Below are 21509 nucleotides of genomic sequence, written 5' to 3' on the forward strand. Positions count from 1 at the left end.
CTCCGGCCTTTCTATTACTATATCTATAGTTTTCTTACTCTACTGTTACAGACTTCGCGAGGTTTCTGGGTTGATCTACATTACATCCGCGCATAACGGCGATGTGATACGAAAGCAACTGTAATGGAATAACGGATACCATCGGCATCAGCGCTTCGTGTACGGCTGGCACTTCAATCACAAACTCAGACATTTTAGGAATGAGTTGATCTCCCTCTGTCACTACTGAGATTACGCGACCTTTACGTGCTTTTACTTCCTGTATATTCGACACAACTTTTTCATATGAGCTGTCGCGTGTCGCTATAAATACCACAGGCATTTCCTCATCAATAAGAGCAATAGGTCCGTGCTTCATTTCTGCTGCTGGGTAACCCTCTGCATGGATATATGAAATCTCCTTCAGCTTTAATGCCCCTTCCAGTGCTACCGGAAAATTATATCCGCGGCCCAGGTAAATAAAATTGTGAGCATCTTTAAACGTTGCCGCTATATCCTGGATCTGATCGTTAAGCTGAAGAGCTCTCTCCACTTTTTCCGGTATAGTCTCCATCTCCACCAGCATTTCATGAAGCTTCTGCTCTGTGATGGTCCCTTTCTTTTGTGCCACCAAAAGTGCAATCATGTTAAGCACGGTTAACTGTGCTGTGAATGCTTTTGTACTGGCCACACCAATCTCCGGACCGGCATGTGTATAGGCACCCGCATGTGTAGCACGTGCTATAGATGAACCTACAACATTACAAACACCAAAAATTATAGCACCTTTTGATTTCGCAAGTTCGATCGCTGCCAGTGTATCTGCAGTTTCCCCTGATTGAGATATAGCGATCACTACATCGCCTTCGCGGATTACAGGATTTCTATAACGGAACTCAGAAGCGTATTCTACTTCTACCGGTATACGGCAAAATTCTTCAAAGAAATATTCCGCTACAAGCCCAGCATGCCACGATGTTCCACAGGCAACAATCAAAATACGATCGGCGTTAACAAGTTTGTTCACGTACTCGCGTAAGCCTCCCAAGATCAATCTCCCAGTCTGTGAATCAAGCCGTCCTCTCATACAATCTTTGATGGAGCGAGGCTGTTCAAATATTTCTTTGATCATGAAATGCTCGTAGCCACCTTTCTCTATAGCTTCGAGTTCAAGATCAACGGTCTGGATATACGGTGTTAACGGAAGGTTCGCTGTATTGGTGATGCTCAGCTTACCATCGCGGATCACAACAATCTCCTGATCGTTCAGGTATATAACTTCGTTGGTATACTCTACGATCGGTGTTGCATCGGAAGCAAGAAAATATTCACCTCGACCAACACCAACTACTAATGGACTGCCTTTACGTGCTGCCACGAGAAGATCAGGATCTTCCAGAGACATGATAACGATAGCGTATGCTCCGATCACTTTCGTTAGCGCAAGACGAACTGCTTCTTCCAAAGAGCAATTTTCATTCTCTTTAATATCTTCTATAAAATGAATGAAAACTTCGGTATCGGTATCGCTTAAAAACGTATGACCCTTTCTTAAAAGATCTTGTTTCAACGCACTATAATTCTCAATTATACCATTGTGAATGATAGCCAGTTTACCAGATGCAGAATAATGGGGGTGCGCGTTGCAGTCATTAGGCTCTCCGTGAGTAGCCCAACGCGTATGGCCTATACCAATGTGACTGTTAAGATTTTTATTTTTTAAATGCGTTTCGAGTTCAGAGACTTTGCCTTTTTTCTTATAGACATTTAAGCCTCCGTTTAACAATGCAATACCTGCGCTATCATAGCCGCGATACTCAAGACGCTTTAAACCTTTAATAATTATTTCATGAGCTTGACGTGAGCCCACATAAGCGACAATTCCACACATAAGGAGTTTTGTTTAGTTAACTGTAGGTACAGTATAGTAAACACGAAGTACTATATTATTCTTATTAAAGACAACCCGGTTCAAGCTCTTCCCGATAACATGTCTTCCATACGGATAACTTGAGGATGCACCTTCATAAGGAACCAAAACTGCCTTGGTGAATTTTGTCTCTTCTGCTGTTTTAGAAAACAATTGTTGAAAAAATAACGAGGCTGACCCTTTATATTTTTTATCTGTCTCAGAATAATTAAGTGTACAGAACCTGCCAACATCATTGATGATATTCAATGTACTGTCAAATGGAACTGACCCACTATAAAAATTTGAAAAACTGCTTACGTCATAATTTATATACCCTCTATAGGAATTGATTTGAGCCACATCATTTGTAAAGGCTGTGCTGTTTCCACGGAAGGCAGGCTTCTTAAGCCGGTTATTATCTTTCAATAATTTTACGACAAGGTTTGGTGGTGGTTCATTACCTGCCGGGTCTTCTATACTATTGATTATAAATTCTGCAGAGTTTATAGCCACTCTATCCAGTGTTGCCGCAAACTCTTCAAACTTCGAGAAATCAATCTTTGTTACAACACCAGTACCAGCTTGTATATACCTAAGGTCACCATTCGGTTCTGTGTCTTGATACGTTGTAGTGAGCGTAGCCAATTCAGAAGAAGAACGATCCGCTGTAATCTGATTGAAGCTCAGCAAATTGTTCAGACTAAATTCAATAGTCAATGTATCCTTCGTTGTATGAAAGTGCATGACAAGCTTCGTGAAATCATCGCCAGGTCTGATGCCTATAATTTTATCAGACTCGCCCGGTGTTAATACCAATCCCTTGAATCGCTCCGTAAAATACGTGTAGTTGGTAAAGTCAGTTTTACTCGCTGTTGTTGCAAGATTGAACAGTCTTTGACCAAATGCATCACTCAATGGTATCGTAGTATATACTGTATCAGGTGTAGCATCCGTTGCTCCCAGTTTATACTTGTCCTTATCGACATTAAATCCTTTTGTACCTAAAGCGGTTGGATCGAACGTAGCAACATCCTTACTAAGATAAGTTTTTTGAAAGTTATAGGTTGTTGTATGTGGCTTCTGTTGTCCGCCAGTATTCGTGGTAGTCGTTGTGCTGAATGAACTCTTCAACGCCTCGGTGAGTTCATGAACATTGATCTCCTGGTGTGTGTTACCATTCGCACCATATGCGTAGTAGTCATGACGCAACTGTAATGATATAGAATCGAAGACAGGCGTATGATTCGTTACGGAAGTGTCCAATCCACTTTTAGGAAGAAACTGCGTGAATGCAATCGCTGTTGCATCCCCGAATCGCGCATCGTCAGTTTTACCAACCAGGAGTCGGTTCAAATCATTCGATGCATTAAAGTTAGACGTACGTATAGAGTCAAGCTGTATAACGCTTGTCTCTACTGGTATATCTATAAATGAAAGATCAAATTTGGATGTTGGATTTTCGTAACCGAGGAGGCTTGTTCCATCTTCGCACGACAAAAAAAATAGAGCAATTGCCAACATAGCCAATTGCCCTACGCGCTTAACCCGCAAGTTCATTATAGAAATTATAATACGATTCAGTATAGTTTTCGTCTTCTATTGTTTCAACTTTCTTTTCCTTGATCTTTTTGAAGAGACCTTCAAGCTTTGTGGTTTCACCAGCAGCAATTACTGCATCTGAGAATTCAACACCAAGTTTAATAAAGCCTTCAAAGTCTGCTGTCTTCAAATTGCCCAGCATGTTATCTTCAATGTCCATCATCTTCACTTTATCAAGTATATCTCCCTTGAACTTGTGTGAGAATGGATTGTTGTAGATCGAGAAAACTGTTTTTGTGTTTTTGAACAACGGATCATTTTTATAGGTTGTCTTCAGATACAACGGAATGAAGCTTGTGATCCAGTCATTGCAATGCACGATATCAGGACCCCATCCTAATTTACGAACAGTTTCAATTACACCTTTGCAGAAGAATATAGCACGCTCATCATTGTCTTCATAAAAATTATTTTCTTTATCGTGGAAGACAGATTTTCTGTGGAAGTAATCTTCGTTATCGATAAAATATACCTGAAGCTTAGCATTTGGAATGGATGCAACTTTAATGATCAAGGGTTTTTCTTCATCGCCAACAGCGATGTTAATTCCAGAAAGCCTCACCACCTCATGTAACCTGTTCTTGCGCTCGTTGATAATTCCGAAGCGCGGCACCAGAATCCTAATCTCCATTCCCTTCTCCTGCATGGCTTGCGGAAGTTTGCGAACAAAGTCCGCTACATCCGAAGTTTGCAGAAAGGGGTTTATCTCGCTGGCTACATAAAGAATACGGAGTTTTGACATATTGATTGATTTTAAAGTAGAACGGAAAATTGAGCCACAAAAGTACAAATAAATACCCCCATGATCAACCTATTTTCAATTTTCCCTATATCTTTGCCCCCTTTTGCCAGAATGGCCTAAAATGGAGATTTTCAATCAAATAGCCCCATTAAAAGCCTTTATACACGCCCAGAAGCAACGTGGCAAGTCTATTGGACTTGTACCAACGATGGGGGCTCTTCATGCCGGGCACCTTTCGCTTATTGAAGCCTCTAAAAAAGAGAATTCAATAACCGTCTGTTCTATTTTTGTGAATCCTACTCAGTTCAACAACCCTGCTGACCTGCTGAAGTATCCACGCACCTTTGATAAAGACACTTTATTATTGGAAAAAGTTGAATGCGATGCGGTTTTTTATCCGGACAATGCTGAAATGTACCCAGAAACATCCCTGATCAAGTTTGACTTCAGCCATCTTGACAAAGTGATGGAAGGTAAATTTCGTCCCGGACATTTTAGTGGTGTAGCACTTGTAGTATCGAAGCTGTTTCATATTGTGGAGCCCGATCATGCGTACTTCGGTCAGAAAGACTGGCAGCAATTTGCTGTGATCAGACAGCTTTCAGAAGAACTTAAATTTAATTTGAAGCTTCACAGCGAACCAACATCACGCGAGCAGGATGGATTGGCTATGTCATCGCGTAACCTTCGGTTAAACGAGCAGCAGCGCGAACAAGCCATTGTTTTCTTTCGCGCGTTAAGTGCTGCCAAAACGATTCTTTTATCAGGTAAAAGTATATCTGAAGCAAAGAATCTTGTAAAGGAAATCATTGAACAACAGCCCGGAACAATACTCGAGTACTTCGAAGTTGCTGACAGCAAAAACTTAAATCTTTTAGAAAACGTTAAGGACTCGAATCGGCCAATTATGTGCATTGCCGGGTTTATAGGAGAGATCCGATTGATTGATAATATGTTTTTGGATTAATCTCCTGAGATCAGCACAACACATTTTTTTGACCTTGTTAATTGAACTATAAATTTTCAATCCCTTGAGAATAGAAGTTTTAAAATCGAAAATTCATCGCGCAAAAATTACACAGGCAGAACTGCATTATGTAGGAAGCATTGCTATTGATGAAGATTTGATGGACGCCTCTAACCTGATAGAAGGCGAGAAGGTAACAGTTGTAAACATCAATAACGGCGAACGTCTGGAGACGTATGTGATTAAAGGTGCGCGGGGTACTGGTATGGTTTGCCTCAATGGACCTGCAGCACGAAAGGCGCAAGTAGGCGATATTGTAATTATTATATCGTATGCATCCATGAAGTTTGAAAAAGCAAAAAAATTCAAGCCTACGATCATTTTCCCTACTCCGGATAATAAACTACCTTAAGGCGTTTTATTTTGTTCTAACCTCAATTTAATCGCCCGTGTCTTCACGCCTTAAGGCTCTTGTCCAGTATACTGTAATCTTTGCAATTACCTTTTTGCTAATCTGGTTTTCGCTTCGTGGATTACAAGGCGAAAACAAATTAGATTATTTAAAGCATACCTGGAACTCAGCACACAAAGGATGGCTACTGGCGATGGCGGGAATTTCTATACTCAGTCATTTGCTTCGTGCTGAACGTTGGCGAATGTTAATGGCACCGGCTGGTCATCACCCCAAACTCTCGCATAGTTTTTTTTCTCTAATGGTTGGCTACCTGGTGAACCTGGTGATACCAAGAGGTGGTGAGCTATCACGATGCTATAATCTTTATAAGCTGGATAAAACACCCGTTGATATGTCATTTGGCACTGTGGTTGTCGAGCGCATCATTGATATGCTTTGCCTGTTGGTTCTCATCGGTATATCTTTCGCTGTTGAATCTGAAAAGCTTTTCAGCTTTATAAATACTTTACCAATCGGGACTTCCAGTGCAAATTCTTCCCGTATAAATTTACTTCTATATATAGGTATAGGATGTATAGTGCTTGCCCTTGTTTTATTCCTGTATCTTCGTCAAAATCAAAAGGTAAGAGGTTTTATATCCAAGACCTGGAAAGGCTTCAAACAAGGCTTATCGTCTGTGTTCCAGTTAAAGAACAAAAGTCTTTTTCTTACCTACTCCGTTTTAATCTGGGTATTATATTTCCTCACGAGCTATACCGTACTCAAGGCATTTCCATCCACCAGTGAATTAGGATTTGGTGCCGTGTTGAGTTTATTCGCTATAGGGTCGATAGCCATGGCAGCCCCGCTACCCGGTGGCACAGGATCGTACCACGTGCTGGTCCCACAAGGACTGGTATTCCTGTATAGCATTCCACAAACAGAAGCTGTTGCGTTTACATTTATATTTCATGGATGGCAAACCGCTATCATGATTCTATGCGGGGCAATATCATTACTGATCACCTCCTATATAGTTCGGAAGAAGGATACCTCTTCAACCTAGTAGCTACTTATGAACTGCTACAGCTATTTTTGAATCGGCTGTGCCATAGTATAAAAACCATTTCTCTTTAAACTTCACCATTCCTTCGAGGAAGCAAACCTGATTTACCTGGCCGTTTATTTCATAGTCTCTATCCGGTCGTATAAAATTCTTTTCTAACCTGGCGATTAATTTAGCAGGATCATTCTTATCGAAAAGTGCCTGCCCTCCACAGTATGCTCCTTTCGCCAGCGTTGTATCACCACCTTCATCCAGGTTCATTCCGTTGTATAGCAAGAGAATTCCTTCATCTCTTATCAAAGCATAAGGACCACTCTCAACTAAACGGCTATCAAAATATCCCTTCCGGGGATGAAGAACTTTCTTCAACGAGTCATTCTCTACTATAGGTGTCCAACGTATAAGATCATCCGATGTAGCCATGAATAAATCTGTATCGCCAAAATACATCCAGTATTTACCATTTATCTTTTCAGCCACTACGCGCGACCCATTCTGTCGTGCTACAATTGCTCCGGATTTACTCCAAGCATTTTTATATTTACCCCGCAAGACACATCCTTGCTTTTGCCAGTGAATGAGATCCTTTGATGTCGCCAGCATAAGCCGCGCAACGCTACCGTCATACGAAGTGTAGGTGAGTATATAGGTACTGTCTTCCGACTCTACGATGCGCGGATCTTCTATTCCTCCTTCCCATTCATATACTTTCAAGCTATCATTATCAGGATATAATACAGGTTCTTTCATTTTTGTGAAGTGTATTCCATCTTCACTTATAGCCAACCCAATCCGTGAAGTCCCCGCATATTTTCCAATTACATCTTCCGCGCGGTATAACAGATATACTTTGCCTTCGCGTATAACGGCAGCAGGGTTAAAAACATCTTTCTCTTCCCACTTTACTTCTTTTTGTAAAATAGGACAGCGAAATGTATTTGTGCCGGGCAGTAGAATAGGATTTACACTATCGATTTTTTCAAACGGGATTAATGCCCATGATGAGTCGGGTTGTATAGGAGCTGTTGTTGTTTCCGTTTTTGGATGTCCGCAACGAATAATTAAAAGAGAAATAAAAATCAATACCAAAAGAACACCCTGAAAATTCTTTTTTCGTTTCATGTAGATATATTTTTATATTTCAGCAGATGCAGACGAGGATGTACATAGAAGTGACATCCTTATTATTTATAAACGTTTAAGTTAGTATTATGAAAACAAAAAAGAAACGTGTTGAAGAAGAGTTGATCAAAGAGGCACTGGAAGAAGAGCATCGCATTCGAAAAGCATTTAAGGATAAAGATTGGGCTGAGATAAAAGGAGCTAACAGCTGGATGATCTTTAAGGTAATGTCAGAGTTTGTAGAGGGACTTGAGAAGCTTGCAAAAATAGGACCGTGCGTTACGATTTTTGGATCTGCTCGTGTGAAGCCCAGCAACCCATACTATAAAATGGCTGATGAAATAGCGTTTCAACTCGTACAACAAGGATACGGTGTAATCACGGGTGGCGGACCTGGTATAATGGAAGCCGGTAATCGTGGTGCGAATCGCGCGAAAGGTAAATCTGTTGGTCTGAATATTTACCTGCCTCATGAACAAAAAGGAAATATCTATATTGATCCGGATAAGTTGATCTCGTTCGATTACTTCTTTGTGCGCAAGGTGATGTTTGTAAAATACTCACAAGGGTTCATCGTTATGCCAGGAGGCTTTGGCACAATGGATGAACTTACCGAAGCACTTACCTTGATTCAAACAAAAAAGATAGGACGTTTTCCCATTGTACTGGTAGGCAAAAAATTCTGGGGAGGTTTAATTGACTGGTGGAAAAAAGTACTCGTTCACGATGGTATGATCCACGAAGAAGATTTAGATCTTTTTGATCTGGTCGATACTCCTGAAGATGCTGTAGCAGTTATAGATGAGTTCTATGCGAAGTATTTATTATCACCTAATTTCTGATGATAAAGACGCATTAGGAACGATCATTGTTAATGAAGGTAATTATTCACACTGATGCATTCTGAATGGAGACAAATTCCTCACAGCCGACAAGACGAAGAAGAAATTTTTTTCCTGGAGGAAATATAACAACTGCAGATTTCATCTCTGTCTGCACGCTTGTTATTCTATTTGGCTATATAATATATAGTCAGACAAGACAAAATTTTTCAAAAGAAACCATCTCTGATGAAGGTGTCATACCAACCGAGTATGAAGAGATAACAGCTTCTACCACGTCACCCCTAGCCGCCATTTCGTTTGATCTTCCGAAAGAAATAACTTTTGCTGGTGAATCCGTTCCATTAGCTATACCAGATGTTCGTGAACGACTGGACAAAGAATTACAGATCAATTGTTACCTCCATAGCAACACTATATTTCTGATCAAGCGCGCGAACCGCTGGCTTCCGCAAATGCAGGCGATACTCCGGAAGTATAATATACCTGATGATTTCAAGTACCTGCCGTTGATTGAAAGTAATCTGCTCAATGTTACTTCCTATCGGGATGCCGTGGGGTACTGGCAGATACTTGAGTCTTCCGGTAAAGAACTTGGTCTTGAAATCACCAATGAAGTAGATGAACGTTTCGATCCCTTAAAGGCAACAGAAGCAGCTTGTAAATATCTGAAGAAAGCTCATAACAAGTTTGGCGATTGGGCATTGGTGGCGGCATCTTACAACCGAGGGATGGGCGGTGTAGAGCGCGCGCTGGATGATCAACACGTTCAGTCGTACTATGATCTATACCTGAATGATGAAACATCACGTTATGTATTCCGAATACTGGCAATTAAAGAGATCATTGAACACCCGGCCAAGTATGGATTTAAAATTGAAGCCCGTCATCTATACCAGCAGGAGCCACTTCGATACGTTGAGGTTTCCGAAACTGTGAAAGATTTGATATCATTTTCACTTCAACAGGGAGCTAACTATAAATTACTAAAACGGCACAATCCCTGGTTGCGTGAAGACAGACTGACTGTAAAGAAGGGGAAGCGTTACAAAATCGCTCTTCCCTCATAAAGTATAGATCGGTTATCTATATCTATCATTTTGAAAATTCTATACAAGTTTTAAATTTTATAATCTTGAATTTTCAAGTTTGAGACTTTTCTGAATTAATATAATAAATCCCTCTCTATGCGCCCTTATATACTTGCCGAAAACACCTGGAAGACTGTTGAAGAGACAAAGTATAGACTCGCTGTTCTTCCGTGGGGAGCGTGTGAAGCGCATAATTACCATCTACCGTATGGGACCGATATAATAGAAGCTGATAACATCGCTGCCGAAGCTGCGCGTATAGCCTGGGAAAATGGCTCGCGTGTAGTGGTGCTACCCGCCATACCGTTCGGTGTTAACACTGGGCAGTTTGACGTAAAGCTTGATATGAACATGAACCCCAGTACGCAACTCGCTATACTTCGAGATATAGTAACAGTGCTTAACAGGCAAGGTATATTTAAGCTGATCATCTTAAATAGTCATGGTGGCAATGATTTCAAAACCATGATCCGTGAATTAGGTCTTCAGTTTCCAGACATGTTTTTATGCCAGTGTAATTGGTATCAGGCCCTGGACCAAAAAGAATTTTTTGAAAATAAAGATGATCATGCAGGCGAAATGGAGACAAGTGTTATGATGCACCTAACACCCCAACTTGTGCGGCCCTTGCAAGAGGCCGGTGATGGTGCAGCCAAAAAATTTCGCATTACCGCTATACGCGAGGGTTGGGCCTGGGCAGAACGCAAATGGATGCAGGTTACAAAAGATACCGGTGTAGGTGATCCCAGAAAAGCATCTGCAGAAAAAGGAGCTCGCTATTTTAAAGCCGTCACCGAAAAAGTAGGGAAGTTCTTCCAGGAAGTAGCGGAAGCAGACAATAATGATCTATATAGTTAGCCGTAACTTTGTTAACGAGCATAAAAAAACTATTGCAAGAGTATATAAAAACAAAGAGTAGGAGTCACATAGTTGATTTACAGGAAATGCACTATATATAGAACCCACTAGCACGCGAAGCCTACAAGTTAATTAAGCGCTGCCATCTTAGTATTCTTATAGATCTCTTTTCCCTTCTCGTTCCACTCGGCTTTGATGTATGGCTTCAGTTCTTTATCAAAAGCTTCTTTCGAATACGCGATAATTTTTTTTCGTTTTCCGTTGGGATAATATTCAGTCCAATCGCCAACCTTTTCATCCCAATGATATTCTCCCTGTACGGCTACATTTCCATTTTCATGGAACAAGTAATAGAAACCTTCCTTCTCTCCGAATTCAATAGGTGTCATTTCTTTCATCCTTTTACGCTCTGTCGGATCATAATATGATACAAGCGATTCACGCGGCCAGCCTCTATAATATTTTTCTTTATCGGTAAGCACGCTGTCGCGGCTATAGGTAAGCCAACGTCCATGCTTGGTGCCTTTATAAAATATTCCTTTAGCCAGAACAATTTCACCTTGTCTTCTTTCATACGGACCGTGTAGCAAGACACCTTTTGCGGGATCAAACGTACTGGTCTTCCGGATTTCTTTCCGGGTGTAGTCATACCAGTATATATCTCTGGCAAACGTCTGAGACTTCTCTGCTTTCTTCAGGTAATAAAATGTTTCATACGTAGTGCGGTCACCAAAACCTTTTCGCGTAAATCCCTTCTTGGTTTTAATGCCATAGAAAACTTTTTTCTTCGGTTTCTTTTTCTTTTTGGTATCAGTAGGCTCTTCCTCTTTTTTAAAATCAAGCGTGGCGGGTGTATCAATGGAGAAGCGTTGCTCTTCTTCCGGTGCTGTTTGTTGTGCAACCCCGGACAAGCAAAAAGAAACCAACAGGTATATCAAAAACAAATACCGTTTCATAATATTATCAGTAACAAAATTCAGAACGAATTTAGGCAAAAAATAGTGTCAAAAGATTCTCTGAAAAAATGAAACTTCTTTTTCTGCCATAAGGTTCAAGTCAACAATAAATCTGTATGCATAGCAGTCCCATAAAAATTCTTACCGTTAGCGGAAGTCTTCGTGAAAACTCATCGACACAAATTGTTTTAAACTTTCTGGAAAAATCAACGGCTGCTAATGTCGTGGTAACGCAATATAAAGGCATCGCTGATCTTCCGCACTTTAACGACAGTAATGAAGTTCCATCAACAGTTGAGGCTTGGCGCAGGCAGCTAACTGAAGCTGATGGTGTTTTGATCTGTACTCCGGAATACGCCTTTGGTGTACCGGGTTCGTTAAAAAATGCATTGGATTGGACAGTTGGATCTTGCGAATTTGTTAACAAGCCAGTAGCGGTAATCACTGCGGCAACCGGTGGAGATAAAGCGCATGCGTCCTTACTCTTAACGCTCTCTGCTCTATCGTCAAAAGTATCGGACGAGGCTGCATTGTTGATTCCATTTATACGTTCAAAAATTGATAAAGAAGGCAACATAAAAGATTCAGAAACCGAACGCGCTTTGTTGGCGGTATGGAATGCGCTGATAAAATCAATTGTTAACCTTTAAAACACATATACGTTTGGTACCTTCACGCATCGCGTTAAAACTATAAACTCATGGCCGAAGAACTTATCATTTCAACATCCGCCAGTAAAAAGGAAAGATACGATATACTCATTCCACAGATTGAATCATTGGTAGACGGTGAGCCGGATGCGGTAGCCAATCTTTCAAACATTGCAGCGGCATTAAAGCAGTCGATGAATTTTTTCTGGGTTGGATTTTATATCGTAAAGAATGATCAACTCGTGCTGGGGCCTTTTCAGGGACCAATCGCTTGTACCCGTATAAACTTCGGCAAAGGTGTTTGTGGTGCTTCCTGGAAAGAAAAGAAAACGATTCTCGTTCCGAATGTCGATGAGTTTCCAGGTCATATCGCATGTAGCTCTGCTTCGAAATCAGAAGTTGTTTTGCCTGCTTTTAAAAATGGAGAAGTTGCTCTCGTGCTGGATGTTGATAGTGATATACTGGACGACTTTGATGAGACAGACTGTGAATCATTAGAGAAAGTTATGCGCATTATTGAAAAATTGCTGTAAGCAGAATGACACAACAAGAACTTCATCTTTTTTATACTACCCGAAGATCAACTTTTGCTGAAAGCCTTTCTTCCGTTACTAAAAAAATCAATCTGGTTTCCAATGTACGACTTGCTACTGCACTCGCCTTTCTTATTATAGTATATTTAGGTTTTTCGAACTTCAATTTACTTTACGTAGCAGCCATGCTACTCGTGCTTTTCATTATTCTTGTTCAGCGACATAGCAAACTCTTTCAGGAGAAAACACATCTTGAAAACCTGGTATCCCTAAATGATGCCGAGAGTAAAGCTGCTGCAGGAGATTCTTCTTCCTTTGCAACGGGTTCAGAATTTACAGATGCGCATCATCCTTACTCACACGATCTCGATATTTTTGGTGAAGGCTCCCTCTTCCAGTATATAAATCGTTGCAATACCCTTGGCGGGAAAAAAAGATTTGCAGATCGGCTTTCCGCACCGTTATTATCAGCAGAAACTATTCATGAACAGCAACAGGCTATACAAGAACTTTCTTCACACACAGATTTCAGACAACACTTTCAGGCGGCAGGGAGAGAGATGGACGAGCAGCCTGATGATCGAGCACAGCTCGAAGCCTGGCTTCGTCACCCTTCGTTTCTATATACCAAGCCTTTATACCGTTATCTGCTTGCTATATTTCCCGTCATTACCATCGCGTTGGTGATACTCGCTTTTGTTTCACCTGCATTTAAAGGATGGGCTATACTCTGTGCGCTTGCTCAATGGGCTATACTTGGCTTCCACTTAAAAAAAGTAAATGCTTTCCATGATTATATCAGTCGCAAGAAAAATATACTTCAAAAGTATGCGCGACTGCTCCATTACCTTCAGCAGAATACATTCCAGTCACCACTTCTTAAAAAACTTGCAGGCAGTGCTCAGGAAGCAGAACAAAAAGTACAGTCGCTTGCCTCCCTTGTAAGCGCATTGGATGCCCGGCTTAACGCGATGACTACGTTAGTAGTAAACAGTTTACTGCTATATGATCTGCAATGTATATACCGGCTGGAGCGCTGGAAAATTAACCATGCTGAAAAACTTATAGCATGGCTGGAGGCTATTAACGAGACCGAAGTTCTCGGGAGCTTCGGCACCTTCGCATTCAATCATCCTGCTTTTCAATATGCTGCTATACATGATAAGCTCTCCATTGAAATAGAAGCGCTGAGTCACCCACTCATCCAGGAAGATGAGCGCATCGCCAACGACTTGCTTATTGGTAACAGGCAATCGGTGTTGATTGTAACAGGTGCTAACATGGCGGGGAAGAGTACATTTCTTCGTACGGTTGGTATAAATCTGGTGCTCGCGTTGAATGGAGCACCTGTCTGCGCACAGTCATTCCGTTGTCCCATCATTCATTTACGAACCGGCATGCGAACAGCTGATTCTCTGAAAGATCATCAATCTTATTTCTATGCCGAGCTTAACCGGCTAAAAACGATTATGGATGAATTACGAAGTGATAAGCCCTTGCTGATTTTGCTAGATGAAATCTTGAAGGGCACAAACTCAACAGATAAGCAAGCAGGGTCAATCGCATTGGTAAAACAACTTTTGCCACATCCTTGTCTCGCAATGATTGCCACACACGACCTTGCGTTGGGAGACCTTGAAACGGAATATCCGGATCGTGTAAAGAATTATTGCTTCGAGGCGACCATTGAAAATGATCAGCTCTCATTCGACTATAAATTAAAGCCGGGACTTGCTCAAAAAATGAATGCTACATTTCTGATGAAGAAAATGGGAATCATTCCAGCGTAGTAAGCAACCTATACAATTGCTTACTATTTGCTACTTGGCAAATTGAAGAACTATACTATAGGATTCAACTCCCTGAAGTACCACTTCGCGCGTTCCTGAACCATCCAGGTTACCGCGTGCAATGATATGTGTGTCTGTGTTAGGATCTGTTTCTGTCCAGTATATTTTTCCCGAGCCCTTATCAATGGCGATTCCATCCGGTCGCGTCACGCCATCCTGACGATCAAATAAAACAACAGGGCTACCACTTGAAAGGCTGGAACCTATAATCTTCCCTAAACCTTCGTCTGCCCAATAAATGCTGTTCGCCACAGCATCCAGATGTATACCGGAAGGGTTTTGTAACGTAAGGTTGTTTATACCGAAAAAACGAGTCGGAATTGTTGACGTACTCCCTACCTGATAAAGCCATATTGATGCAAAATCAGTCAGGTCTGAAAAGAACATCGCCTTTGTTGATGGATCATAATTAACTCCGTAGCTATAGGACAACACTGTATCATACGCAAACATGGAAGTTGCTACCGCAGTACCATCAAGGCTACCCGTTTTCATTTGTCCGGTTCCTGAATTAGCCCAGTATAGTGTGTTATTGATAGCATCGATCGCCAACGCAGTCGGCATATTTACACTATCTGTAGCATCATATATAACTTCGGGTGTACCCGAGCCATCCAGGTTCATGCGCAGAATTCTGTCGTTTGTTTCTTCGGCCGCGTAAATTTTACCGGCAACAAAATCTATTGCTATACCTGCAAGTGTATCCAAGCCTTTGGATTCGTCAGCTATCGTGGTGTAGCTTCCGGGAGCATTTACATCCATAACGCCTATCTTTTTACCGCTATAGTCTGAAAAGTAAAGATGCGTTGCTTTCGGATATACCGGGTCCTTATCTATACCTCCACCACAAGACGCTAAAAACATGAGGGAAGCAACAACAAGAATTGAGGGAATAAATTTCATGAATATATGGGCTATAGATGGGTTCACTTATGCAGGTATTTTACAAAGCTCTGACAATGCTTTTACAGCAACGTCAATTTCTTCTGGTTTGTTATACTTACTGAAAGAGAAACGTATCGCTCCTCTTTTTGATTCCGGGTAAAGCGCTCCTAAAACATGTGAGCCTTGTGCGGCACCACTTGAGCATGCACTGCCTCCGGAAGCAGATATACCTTGCAGATCAAGATTGAAAAGCATCATGTCGTTTTCGTCTGATTCAGGAAGTGACACGTTCAGTACAGTATATAAGCTGGTTTCGAGGTTAGCGGAGTCACCATGAAAAGATATACCAGGAATCTGCTCCGTTAATCTTTCGATCATCCGGGTTTTCAATTCCTTTATATAGCGTATATGTTCATCCATATCTCTATAGGCAATTTCAAGCGCCTTCGCGAGACCTATAATACCATATACATTTTCAGTTCCGCCACGCATGTTCCGCTCCTGTGCACCACCATGAACGAACGGCTGAATTTTTTTATCCTTGCGGATAAACATAAAGCCAACACCTTTCGGTCCATGAAATTTATGCGCAGCGGCAGTAATGCCATGCACTTTAACTTTACTAAGATCGTGGCGATAATGCCCGACTGTTTGTACAGTATCTGAATGAAAGTATGCTTTATACTGATCGCAGAGTTCGGCAACTCTTTCTAGGTTCAACAAATTTCCGATCTCATTATTCGCGTGCATCAATGACACTAACGCATTTGGATTTTCTTTCAGCAGGCTTTCGAGATGATCCAGATCTATATGTCCTTTTGCATCCAACTGAACCATGCGCAGATTGAGTTGCTCTTGCTTCGTCAACAAATGCAACGTATGCTCTACCGCATGATGCTCAATAGGCGAAGAGATAACATTCTTTATACCATATGTACGAACGCTGCTTGTCAAAATTGCATTGTCAGCTTCTGTGCCTCCGGAAGTAAAGATGATTTCACCGGGCGTACAGTTTAACAACTCAGCAATTTTTTTTCTGGCAGATTCAATAGCAGCTCTTACCTTCCGCCCATGCCCATGTATGGAAGATGGATTTCCAAAATCCTCCAGCATAAAGGGCTTCATTGCTTCAAAAACCTCCGGATCCAGCGGGGTAGTAGCTGCATTGTCTAAATAAATGCGCATAGTTCGTTTAATGAGTTCTGGCCGTAAAGTTAAAAGGTTCGGAGTTATCCTTTGCCAGGTGCCCGATATTAAGCCAAGGTTTTTTCGCTAATGATCTCTTTAATGTCTGATATGATCTTTTTCGCAAGATTATCGGCTTTTACCTCCATGTCTGACTCTGCGTAAATACGGATGATTGGTTCCGTATTCGATTTCCGCAGGTGCACCCATTCCTTATCAAACTCGATTTTAACACCGTCAATGGTGTTGATCGGCTGCTTGGCGTACTTCTTTTTTACCGCCTCCAGCACTTTGTCGACATTGATATCCGCGGTCAATTCAATCTTGTTTTTAGAAATAACATAGCTCGGGTATGTTGAGCGCAGTCGTGAAACCGTCATCTCAGACTTTGCCAGGTGTGTCAGGAAAAGTGCTATACCTGCCAGTGCATCACGGCCGTAGTGCAGATCCGGATAAATCACGCCACCGTTACCCTCACCACCAATCACGGCCTGCTGTTCTTTCATCATGGTAACGACATTTACTTCGCCAACCGCAGCAGCAGCATATTTACCTCCCGCCTTCTCGGTTACATCACGCAGTGCGCGTGTAGACGACAGGTTGGAAACTGTATTTCCGTTTTTCTTTTTGCCGGCATTCAATACATAATCAGCAACGGCCACCAATGTATACTCTTCTCCGAAAGGAGTGCCATCTTCACACACCAATGCCAAACGGTCTACATCCGGATCAACCACAATACCTAAATCATACTTTCCTTTTTTTATCTCGCGGCAGATATCCGTAAGATGTTCAGGAAGTGGCTCGGGGTTGTGCGGAAAATGTCCCGTAGGCTCGCAGTATAGTTCCTTTACTTTCACACCCATTGCTTTGAGAAGCATGGGCACTGCTATACCTCCGGTTGAATTCACAGCATCCACTACTACTTTAAATCCTTTGCTTTCTACTGCGGCTACATCTACAAGTGGGAGTTTCAGAATCTGATCGATATGAATCTGGATATAGTCATCCTTCTTTTCATATTTACCAAGCTTTGTTACTTGTGCGAATTCAAATTCTTCCTTCGCTGCTATTCGCAAAACTTCTTCGCCATCTTCACCTGAAATAAATTCTCCGTTTTCATTTAGCAATTTCAAGGCGTTCCACTGCACAGGATTATGACTGGCTGTGAGTATAATACCACCGGCTGCCTTTTCCAGCGGCACAGCAATTTCCACAGTAGGCGTTGTTGAAAGACCGAGATCGACAATATCAAATCCCAGACCTTGAAGCGTAGCGGTTACCAGCGCGCTCACCATTTCACCGGAGAGTCTCGCATCGCGGCCGATGACAACTTTTGTTGCTCCTTCTTTCTTCTTTAACAACGTGCCGTAGGCTGCAGCAAATTTTACAATATCAAGAGGCGTGAGGTTGTCTCCTGTTGTACCTCCAATAGTACCTCGTATACCGGAAATCGATTTTATTAAAGTCACTTAATTTTAGTTTAATGGGGAGGGCAAAAGTAAGAAAGAAATCTTTGAGACACGAGACACAGCTTTACGAAGTACGATTTTGATTGCTGATTTTACATTGTAGATTGACGCGTGTTATTTTGTCAATCAACTGAACAGCAAGTATGAAAAAAGTTATATCCGCGCCAGACCCGATACGTGAAGAAAAATTAAAAGCGTTTGATCGGTTGCTCACCATCATGAATGAATTGCGGGAAAATTGTCCTTGGGATAAAAAGCAAACCTTGGAAAGTCTTCGTCATCTCACCATTGAAGAAACATACGAGCTGTCGGATTCTATTTTAGAAGGAGATCTGAAAGAAGTAAAAAAGGAACTTGGTGATGTCATGTTACACCTTGTGTTCTATGCGCGCATTGCTTCTGAACTTGGTGCTTTCGACATCACCGATGTGTTGCATTCAATCTGTGATAAACTTGTTGAACGACATCCGCATATCTATAGTGATGTGGTAGCTAACGATGAAGAAACTGTAAAAGCGAACTGGGAAAAAATTAAGTTGAAGACCGGAAATAAATCTGTGCTGGAAGGTGTACCGAAATCTTTGCCTGCGTTGGTGAAGGCAATCCGCATTCAAGACAAAGCACGCGGTGTCGGTTTTGATTGGGAAAAGAAAGAGCAGGTATGGCAAAAGGTTGAGGAAGAGATGCAGGAATTTAAAACGGAGTTCAACACAGAATCCAACGAAGCGATCAGTAAAGAGAAAGCCATGGCAGAGTTTGGGGATCTTCTCTTTTCACTTGTTAACTACGCGCGTTTTATCGACATCGATCCGGAGGAAGCATTGGAACGAACCAACAAAAAATTCATCAAGCGTTTTCAATACCTTGAAACTGAGTCTGCTAAAGACGGAAAAGTTATGGGAGAGATGACGCTTGCAGAGATGGATATATACTGGGAGAAAGCCAAAGGCATGAATACCAAGCTACCTTAAGTATATAGTATATATTGTGATTGAATCCGAATACAGTCATACAATTATTTTCTATTCAAACTCCATCGCATAAGCGGGCCGCTGGTCATGCTGGTAACGAGTGCCATCACAACCAGGGAGACGAATACTTTTTCGTTGATCAATCCATTCTCCAATGCAATTAAGCCGAGTATAATTTCCATTGCACCACGGGCATTCAGTCCGAACCCTGCCGCCAGGGATTCTTTCCAGGAGAAGCCACCTAATCGTGTGCCGAGTCCTGCACCAAATATTTTCCCTGTAAAGGCGATGAAAATGATAATGACCGTTAATAACAGATCGAAATTGGTAAAGAAGTTTACACGCAATCCAATAGACACAAAAAACAAAGGCGCAAAAATGTTGTTGATAAACTGGTGAACGATTTCTTTGGCACGTTCTGAAAAATGTTCTGAATCACCTAGGGCTACACCCATTATAAACGCACCAAAGATCGCATGTATACCTATATATTCGGTAAACGCTGCTGCAAAAAAACAAAGTGCCAGTGATAATGAAAGTACACCTCCAGGCCAGGCAAGCTTCCGGTTTACCCACGGCAAAAATCTATTGAGTAATCCTCTGCCCACCGTTAGCATGAGCGCAGCAAATAACAATGTGAGTAAAGCCGTATACCATACGGGTATAACACTGCCTTTCCCAATCATCCCGAGTATCACAGAGAAGATCATCCAGCCTATCACATCGTCTACCATCGCAGAAGCAACTACTAATAATCCCATGCGTGACTTGAACATATTAAGATCCATGAGAATGCGAACGATCACCGGCAATGCTGAAATGGCCATGGCTGTTCCCATAAAAAGAGCGAACGTTAATCGCGCATGTATATCTGCTATACCAAAGAACTCCGGGAATAAATATGGAAATACAAAGCCTATCAAAAAAGGAATTACCAAACCAAACAGACTGGTTGCTATAGCTTGCCTTCCTTGTTGCCATACTATATGCAGATCAACCTCAAGACCGGCAATAAATAGAAGCAACACAACAGCGACCTGCACCATACCCGACAATACTGTTCCTGCACCACTGGGCACTGGGAATAAAGCATGAAACCATTCGGGTTGAATCATGCCCAACACGGTGGGGCCTAAAAGCAGACCGGCTATAATTTCACCGATCACGGCAGGCTGTTTAAATTTTCTGGCAACCTCCGCGAATATACGTCCCATGATGAGCATGATACCGAGCTGCATCAGAAGGTGTACTACATCAGCATGACTTAATCTAACCACGCTTTGCCTCCTTTCCGATTCGCTCATTTTTAGGTGGATGAATCACCAGCAGGTTACAAGGCATATCTGCAAATATATACTCAAGGTCATGCGGGAAGACTCTGTCAAATAAAGAGAACCTCCGTGGAGATGCCCCTACCACCAACAAGTCTGCATGCTTGCGTTGCGTAAACTTTGCAAGTTCAAATCCAGACTTTCCTGCCAGCATTTTGATATTTACTTTCAGCCCTTCATGTGGTATACTATTCAATATTTTTTCAACGTTATCTATTTCATCTTTCACCAGACTTTGTCGCAGGTTTTCATATTCGTGCTCGGAGTGTTGATCTGCTGCTGACATGGTGAGGCCATATAGTTTTATCTCGCGCACTACATGCAACCATTGCGCTTTATCCCGCAATCCAATTGTGCATGCAGCACGAACAGCTTCCTCAACAAAAGAACTGTCCTCGGCATTCACCACTATATTTTTAAAAGGATTTGGAGCTATCGATGGATCGGTAAGCATTAGCAATGAGCAATCTGCCTTCCGTAAAATTTTTCGGGCTATTGTACCGAGATAATATTGAACAAGATTCTCTTTCTTCAGCGCCCCAGCTATAAGCAAGTCTATATTTTCGTTTTTACAAGTAGCCAGTATCCGTTCACTGGGTTTTCCTTTTTCCCAAAAGATACGAACATCTTTTGCTTGCGACAGATCTACTGCAGACAGAAATTCTTCGAGCAGTATTTTTTCTTTATCACCATACTCGCCTACGTGTATAAGAATGAGTTCAGCATTCCACATTCGCTTGAACCGAGCTGCCTCAGCCATAAGCGCTTGCGTACGCGGCGAGAAAGCGAGAGCCAATCCTATTTTGCGGAAATGCATCATGAAGCGGTAAGATAACGGTTTTAACAAAGCTTCCCATAAGTATAATCCGGTACACCGGCCATGCACTTCTATTTTCAGAACCTTCTTGTTCCTCGAAATCTTACTTCTGTCGAATGGTTAAACTTCAAAATTAACGGAACCTAAAGCGTCTATTAACATGCTATAGTTCAAATACATATTTTGTAATCCGCCATAGCATGGAATTACATTACACGTCTGCGTTGATGAATCTTATGAATTTTCTTGAAAATCTTGCATGAATACTCCAAGGCCCATAATCTCAC

General features: G+C 41.7%; 20 protein-coding genes. 10 read left to right on the forward strand and 10 right to left on the reverse strand.

Translation table 11 applies throughout. The annotated features are described in order from the left end of the window. Window positions 1-34: 34 nt before the first annotated feature. Genes glmS through B5Y40_RS14700 form a run of 3 tightly spaced genes read right to left on the reverse strand, consistent with a single transcriptional unit; the run spans window position 35 to window position 4232 of the window. Window positions 35-1870, reverse strand: coding sequence for a glutamine--fructose-6-phosphate transaminase (isomerizing) (glmS, locus tag B5Y40_RS14690; RefSeq protein WP_079687552.1), 1836 nt, complete (start codon window positions 1868-1870; stop codon window positions 35-37). A gap of 12 nt (window positions 1871-1882) precedes the next feature. Next, entirely contained in the window at window positions 1883-3448 is a 1566-nt protein-coding gene (locus tag B5Y40_RS14695) for a DUF4270 family protein (protein ID WP_079687553.1), read from the reverse strand. Further along, window positions 3432-4232 carry a glycogen/starch synthase gene (locus tag B5Y40_RS14700; protein ID WP_079687554.1) on the reverse strand — a complete coding sequence of 267 codons (801 nt, stop codon included), beginning with the start codon at window positions 4230-4232 and terminating at the stop codon, window positions 3432-3434. The genes B5Y40_RS14695 and B5Y40_RS14700 overlap by 17 nt, the downstream gene beginning before the upstream one ends. Before the next feature lie 121 nt (window positions 4233-4353). Between B5Y40_RS14700 and panC the strand changes: the two genes are divergently transcribed. The 3 genes from panC (at window position 4354) to B5Y40_RS14715 (ending at window position 6659) form a co-directional block, all read left to right on the forward strand. Then, window positions 4354-5199 carry a pantoate--beta-alanine ligase gene (gene panC, locus B5Y40_RS14705; protein ID WP_079687555.1) on the forward strand — a complete coding sequence of 282 codons (846 nt, stop codon included), beginning with the start codon at window positions 4354-4356 and terminating at the stop codon, window positions 5197-5199. 64 nt (window positions 5200-5263) lie between these two features. Then, on the forward strand, window positions 5264-5611 hold the full coding sequence (gene panD / locus B5Y40_RS14710; protein ID WP_079687556.1) for an aspartate 1-decarboxylase: 348 nt from the start codon (window positions 5264-5266) through the stop codon (window positions 5609-5611). A gap of 37 nt (window positions 5612-5648) precedes the next feature. Beyond that, window positions 5649-6659 (forward strand): lysylphosphatidylglycerol synthase transmembrane domain-containing protein, encoded by a 1011-nt coding sequence (locus tag B5Y40_RS14715; protein ID WP_079687557.1) that lies wholly within the window; start codon window positions 5649-5651, stop codon window positions 6657-6659. A 3-nt stretch (window positions 6660-6662) separates the two neighbouring features. Here the strand turns inward: B5Y40_RS14715 and B5Y40_RS14720 are convergent, their stop codons facing one another. Further along, on the reverse strand, window positions 6663-7781 hold the full coding sequence (locus B5Y40_RS14720; RefSeq protein ID WP_079687558.1) for a glycoside hydrolase family 130 protein: 1119 nt from the start codon (window positions 7779-7781) through the stop codon (window positions 6663-6665). A gap of 89 nt (window positions 7782-7870) precedes the next feature. Here B5Y40_RS14720 and B5Y40_RS14725 point away from each other — a divergent pair, with 89 nt between their 5' ends. The 3 genes from B5Y40_RS14725 to B5Y40_RS14735 all read left to right on the forward strand — a co-directional run bounded on the left by B5Y40_RS14725 (window position 7871) and on the right by B5Y40_RS14735 (window position 10572). Then, window positions 7871-8623, forward strand: a complete 753-nt coding sequence (locus B5Y40_RS14725; RefSeq protein ID WP_079687559.1) for an LOG family protein — start codon at window positions 7871-7873, stop codon at window positions 8621-8623. A 65-nt stretch (window positions 8624-8688) separates the two neighbouring features. Beyond that, window positions 8689-9693 (forward strand): lytic transglycosylase domain-containing protein, encoded by a 1005-nt coding sequence (locus B5Y40_RS14730; RefSeq protein WP_079687560.1) that lies wholly within the window; start codon window positions 8689-8691, stop codon window positions 9691-9693. A gap of 117 nt (window positions 9694-9810) precedes the next feature. Next, window positions 9811-10572: a creatininase family protein gene (locus B5Y40_RS14735; protein WP_079687561.1), complete on the forward strand. Its 762-nt coding sequence runs from the start codon at window positions 9811-9813 to the stop codon at window positions 10570-10572. 128 nt (window positions 10573-10700) lie between these two features. On the opposite strand, the gene B5Y40_RS14740 is transcribed toward B5Y40_RS14735, so the two are convergent. Next, window positions 10701-11528, reverse strand: coding sequence for a toxin-antitoxin system YwqK family antitoxin (locus B5Y40_RS14740; RefSeq protein ID WP_245840557.1), 828 nt, complete (start codon window positions 11526-11528; stop codon window positions 10701-10703). A 116-nt stretch (window positions 11529-11644) separates the two neighbouring features. Between B5Y40_RS14740 and B5Y40_RS14745 the strand changes: the two genes are divergently transcribed. The 3 genes from B5Y40_RS14745 to B5Y40_RS14755 are packed head-to-tail and all read left to right on the forward strand — an operon-like array spanning window position 11645 to window position 14501. Next, window positions 11645-12178 carry an NADPH-dependent FMN reductase gene (locus B5Y40_RS14745; RefSeq protein ID WP_079687562.1) on the forward strand — a complete coding sequence of 178 codons (534 nt, stop codon included), beginning with the start codon at window positions 11645-11647 and terminating at the stop codon, window positions 12176-12178. Window positions 12179-12228: 50 nt separating this feature from the next. Then, entirely contained in the window at window positions 12229-12711 is a 483-nt protein-coding gene (locus B5Y40_RS14750) for a GAF domain-containing protein (protein WP_079687563.1), read from the forward strand. Window positions 12712-12716: 5 nt separating this feature from the next. Further along, on the forward strand, window positions 12717-14501 hold the full coding sequence (locus B5Y40_RS14755) for a MutS family DNA mismatch repair protein (RefSeq protein ID WP_079687564.1): 1785 nt from the start codon (window positions 12717-12719) through the stop codon (window positions 14499-14501). Window positions 14502-14531: 30 nt separating this feature from the next. Here the strand turns inward: B5Y40_RS14755 and B5Y40_RS14760 are convergent, their stop codons facing one another. The 3 genes from B5Y40_RS14760 to glmM all read right to left on the reverse strand — a co-directional run bounded on the left by B5Y40_RS14760 (window position 14532) and on the right by glmM (window position 18103). Then, entirely contained in the window at window positions 14532-15464 is a 933-nt protein-coding gene (locus tag B5Y40_RS14760) for an NHL repeat-containing protein (RefSeq protein ID WP_143785781.1), read from the reverse strand. 27 nt (window positions 15465-15491) lie between these two features. Then, window positions 15492-16631 carry a cysteine desulfurase family protein gene (locus B5Y40_RS14765; protein WP_079687566.1) on the reverse strand — a complete coding sequence of 380 codons (1140 nt, stop codon included), beginning with the start codon at window positions 16629-16631 and terminating at the stop codon, window positions 15492-15494. A 68-nt stretch (window positions 16632-16699) separates the two neighbouring features. Further along, window positions 16700-18103 carry a phosphoglucosamine mutase gene (glmM, locus tag B5Y40_RS14770; protein WP_079687567.1) on the reverse strand — a complete coding sequence of 468 codons (1404 nt, stop codon included), beginning with the start codon at window positions 18101-18103 and terminating at the stop codon, window positions 16700-16702. 143 nt (window positions 18104-18246) lie between these two features. On the opposite strand from glmM, the gene mazG reads away from it, so the two are divergent. Then, entirely contained in the window at window positions 18247-19074 is an 828-nt protein-coding gene (mazG, locus tag B5Y40_RS14775) for a nucleoside triphosphate pyrophosphohydrolase (protein WP_079687568.1), read from the forward strand. Window positions 19075-19118: 44 nt separating this feature from the next. On the opposite strand, the gene B5Y40_RS14780 is transcribed toward mazG, so the two are convergent. Both B5Y40_RS14780 and B5Y40_RS14785 read right to left on the reverse strand, forming a co-directional pair. Beyond that, a complete protein-coding gene (locus B5Y40_RS14780) occupies window positions 19119-20351 on the reverse strand; it encodes a cation:proton antiporter (RefSeq protein ID WP_143785830.1) in 1233 nt (410 codons plus the stop codon). Beyond that, the gene (locus tag B5Y40_RS14785) at window positions 20344-21225 is read right to left on the reverse strand and encodes a universal stress protein (RefSeq protein WP_245840560.1); all 882 of its coding nucleotides are present in this window, start codon (window positions 21223-21225) and stop codon (window positions 20344-20346) included. Before B5Y40_RS14785 ends, B5Y40_RS14780 begins: the two co-directional genes overlap by 8 nt. Window positions 21226-21509 lie beyond the last annotated feature (284 nt).

The organism is Ohtaekwangia koreensis (assembly GCF_900167975.1).
GTDB classification, from domain to species: Bacteria; Bacteroidota; Bacteroidia; order Cytophagales; family Cyclobacteriaceae; genus Ohtaekwangia; species Ohtaekwangia koreensis.

Coding starts and splice junctions, on each gene's coding strand:
- panC (WP_079687555.1), top strand. CDS start 4,354: ATGGAGATTTTCAATCAAATAGCCCCATTAAAAGCCTTTATACACGCC.
- glmS (WP_079687552.1), bottom strand. CDS start 1,870: ATGTGTGGAATTGTCGCTTATGTGGGCTCACGTCAAGCTCATGAAATA.
- B5Y40_RS14695 (WP_079687553.1), bottom strand. CDS start 3,448: ATGAACTTGCGGGTTAAGCGCGTAGGGCAATTGGCTATGTTGGCAATT.
- B5Y40_RS14720 (WP_079687558.1), bottom strand. CDS start 7,781: ATGAAACGAAAAAAGAATTTTCAGGGTGTTCTTTTGGTATTGATTTTT.
- B5Y40_RS14760 (WP_143785781.1), bottom strand. CDS start 15,464: ATGAAATTTATTCCCTCAATTCTTGTTGTTGCTTCCCTCATGTTTTTA.
- B5Y40_RS14740 (WP_245840557.1), bottom strand. CDS start 11,528: ATGAAACGGTATTTGTTTTTGATATACCTGTTGGTTTCTTTTTGCTTG.
- B5Y40_RS14700 (WP_079687554.1), bottom strand. CDS start 4,232: ATGTCAAAACTCCGTATTCTTTATGTAGCCAGCGAGATAAACCCCTTT.
- B5Y40_RS14745 (WP_079687562.1), top strand. CDS start 11,645: ATGCATAGCAGTCCCATAAAAATTCTTACCGTTAGCGGAAGTCTTCGT.
- B5Y40_RS14735 (WP_079687561.1), top strand. CDS start 9,811: ATGCGCCCTTATATACTTGCCGAAAACACCTGGAAGACTGTTGAAGAG.
- B5Y40_RS14750 (WP_079687563.1), top strand. CDS start 12,229: ATGGCCGAAGAACTTATCATTTCAACATCCGCCAGTAAAAAGGAAAGA.
- mazG (WP_079687568.1), top strand. CDS start 18,247: ATGAAAAAAGTTATATCCGCGCCAGACCCGATACGTGAAGAAAAATTA.
- B5Y40_RS14725 (WP_079687559.1), top strand. CDS start 7,871: ATGAAAACAAAAAAGAAACGTGTTGAAGAAGAGTTGATCAAAGAGGCA.
- B5Y40_RS14730 (WP_079687560.1), top strand. CDS start 8,689: ATGGAGACAAATTCCTCACAGCCGACAAGACGAAGAAGAAATTTTTTT.
- B5Y40_RS14785 (WP_245840560.1), bottom strand. CDS start 21,225: ATGATGCATTTCCGCAAAATAGGATTGGCTCTCGCTTTCTCGCCGCGT.
- B5Y40_RS14765 (WP_079687566.1), bottom strand. CDS start 16,631: ATGCGCATTTATTTAGACAATGCAGCTACTACCCCGCTGGATCCGGAG.
- B5Y40_RS14755 (WP_079687564.1), top strand. CDS start 12,717: ATGACACAACAAGAACTTCATCTTTTTTATACTACCCGAAGATCAACT.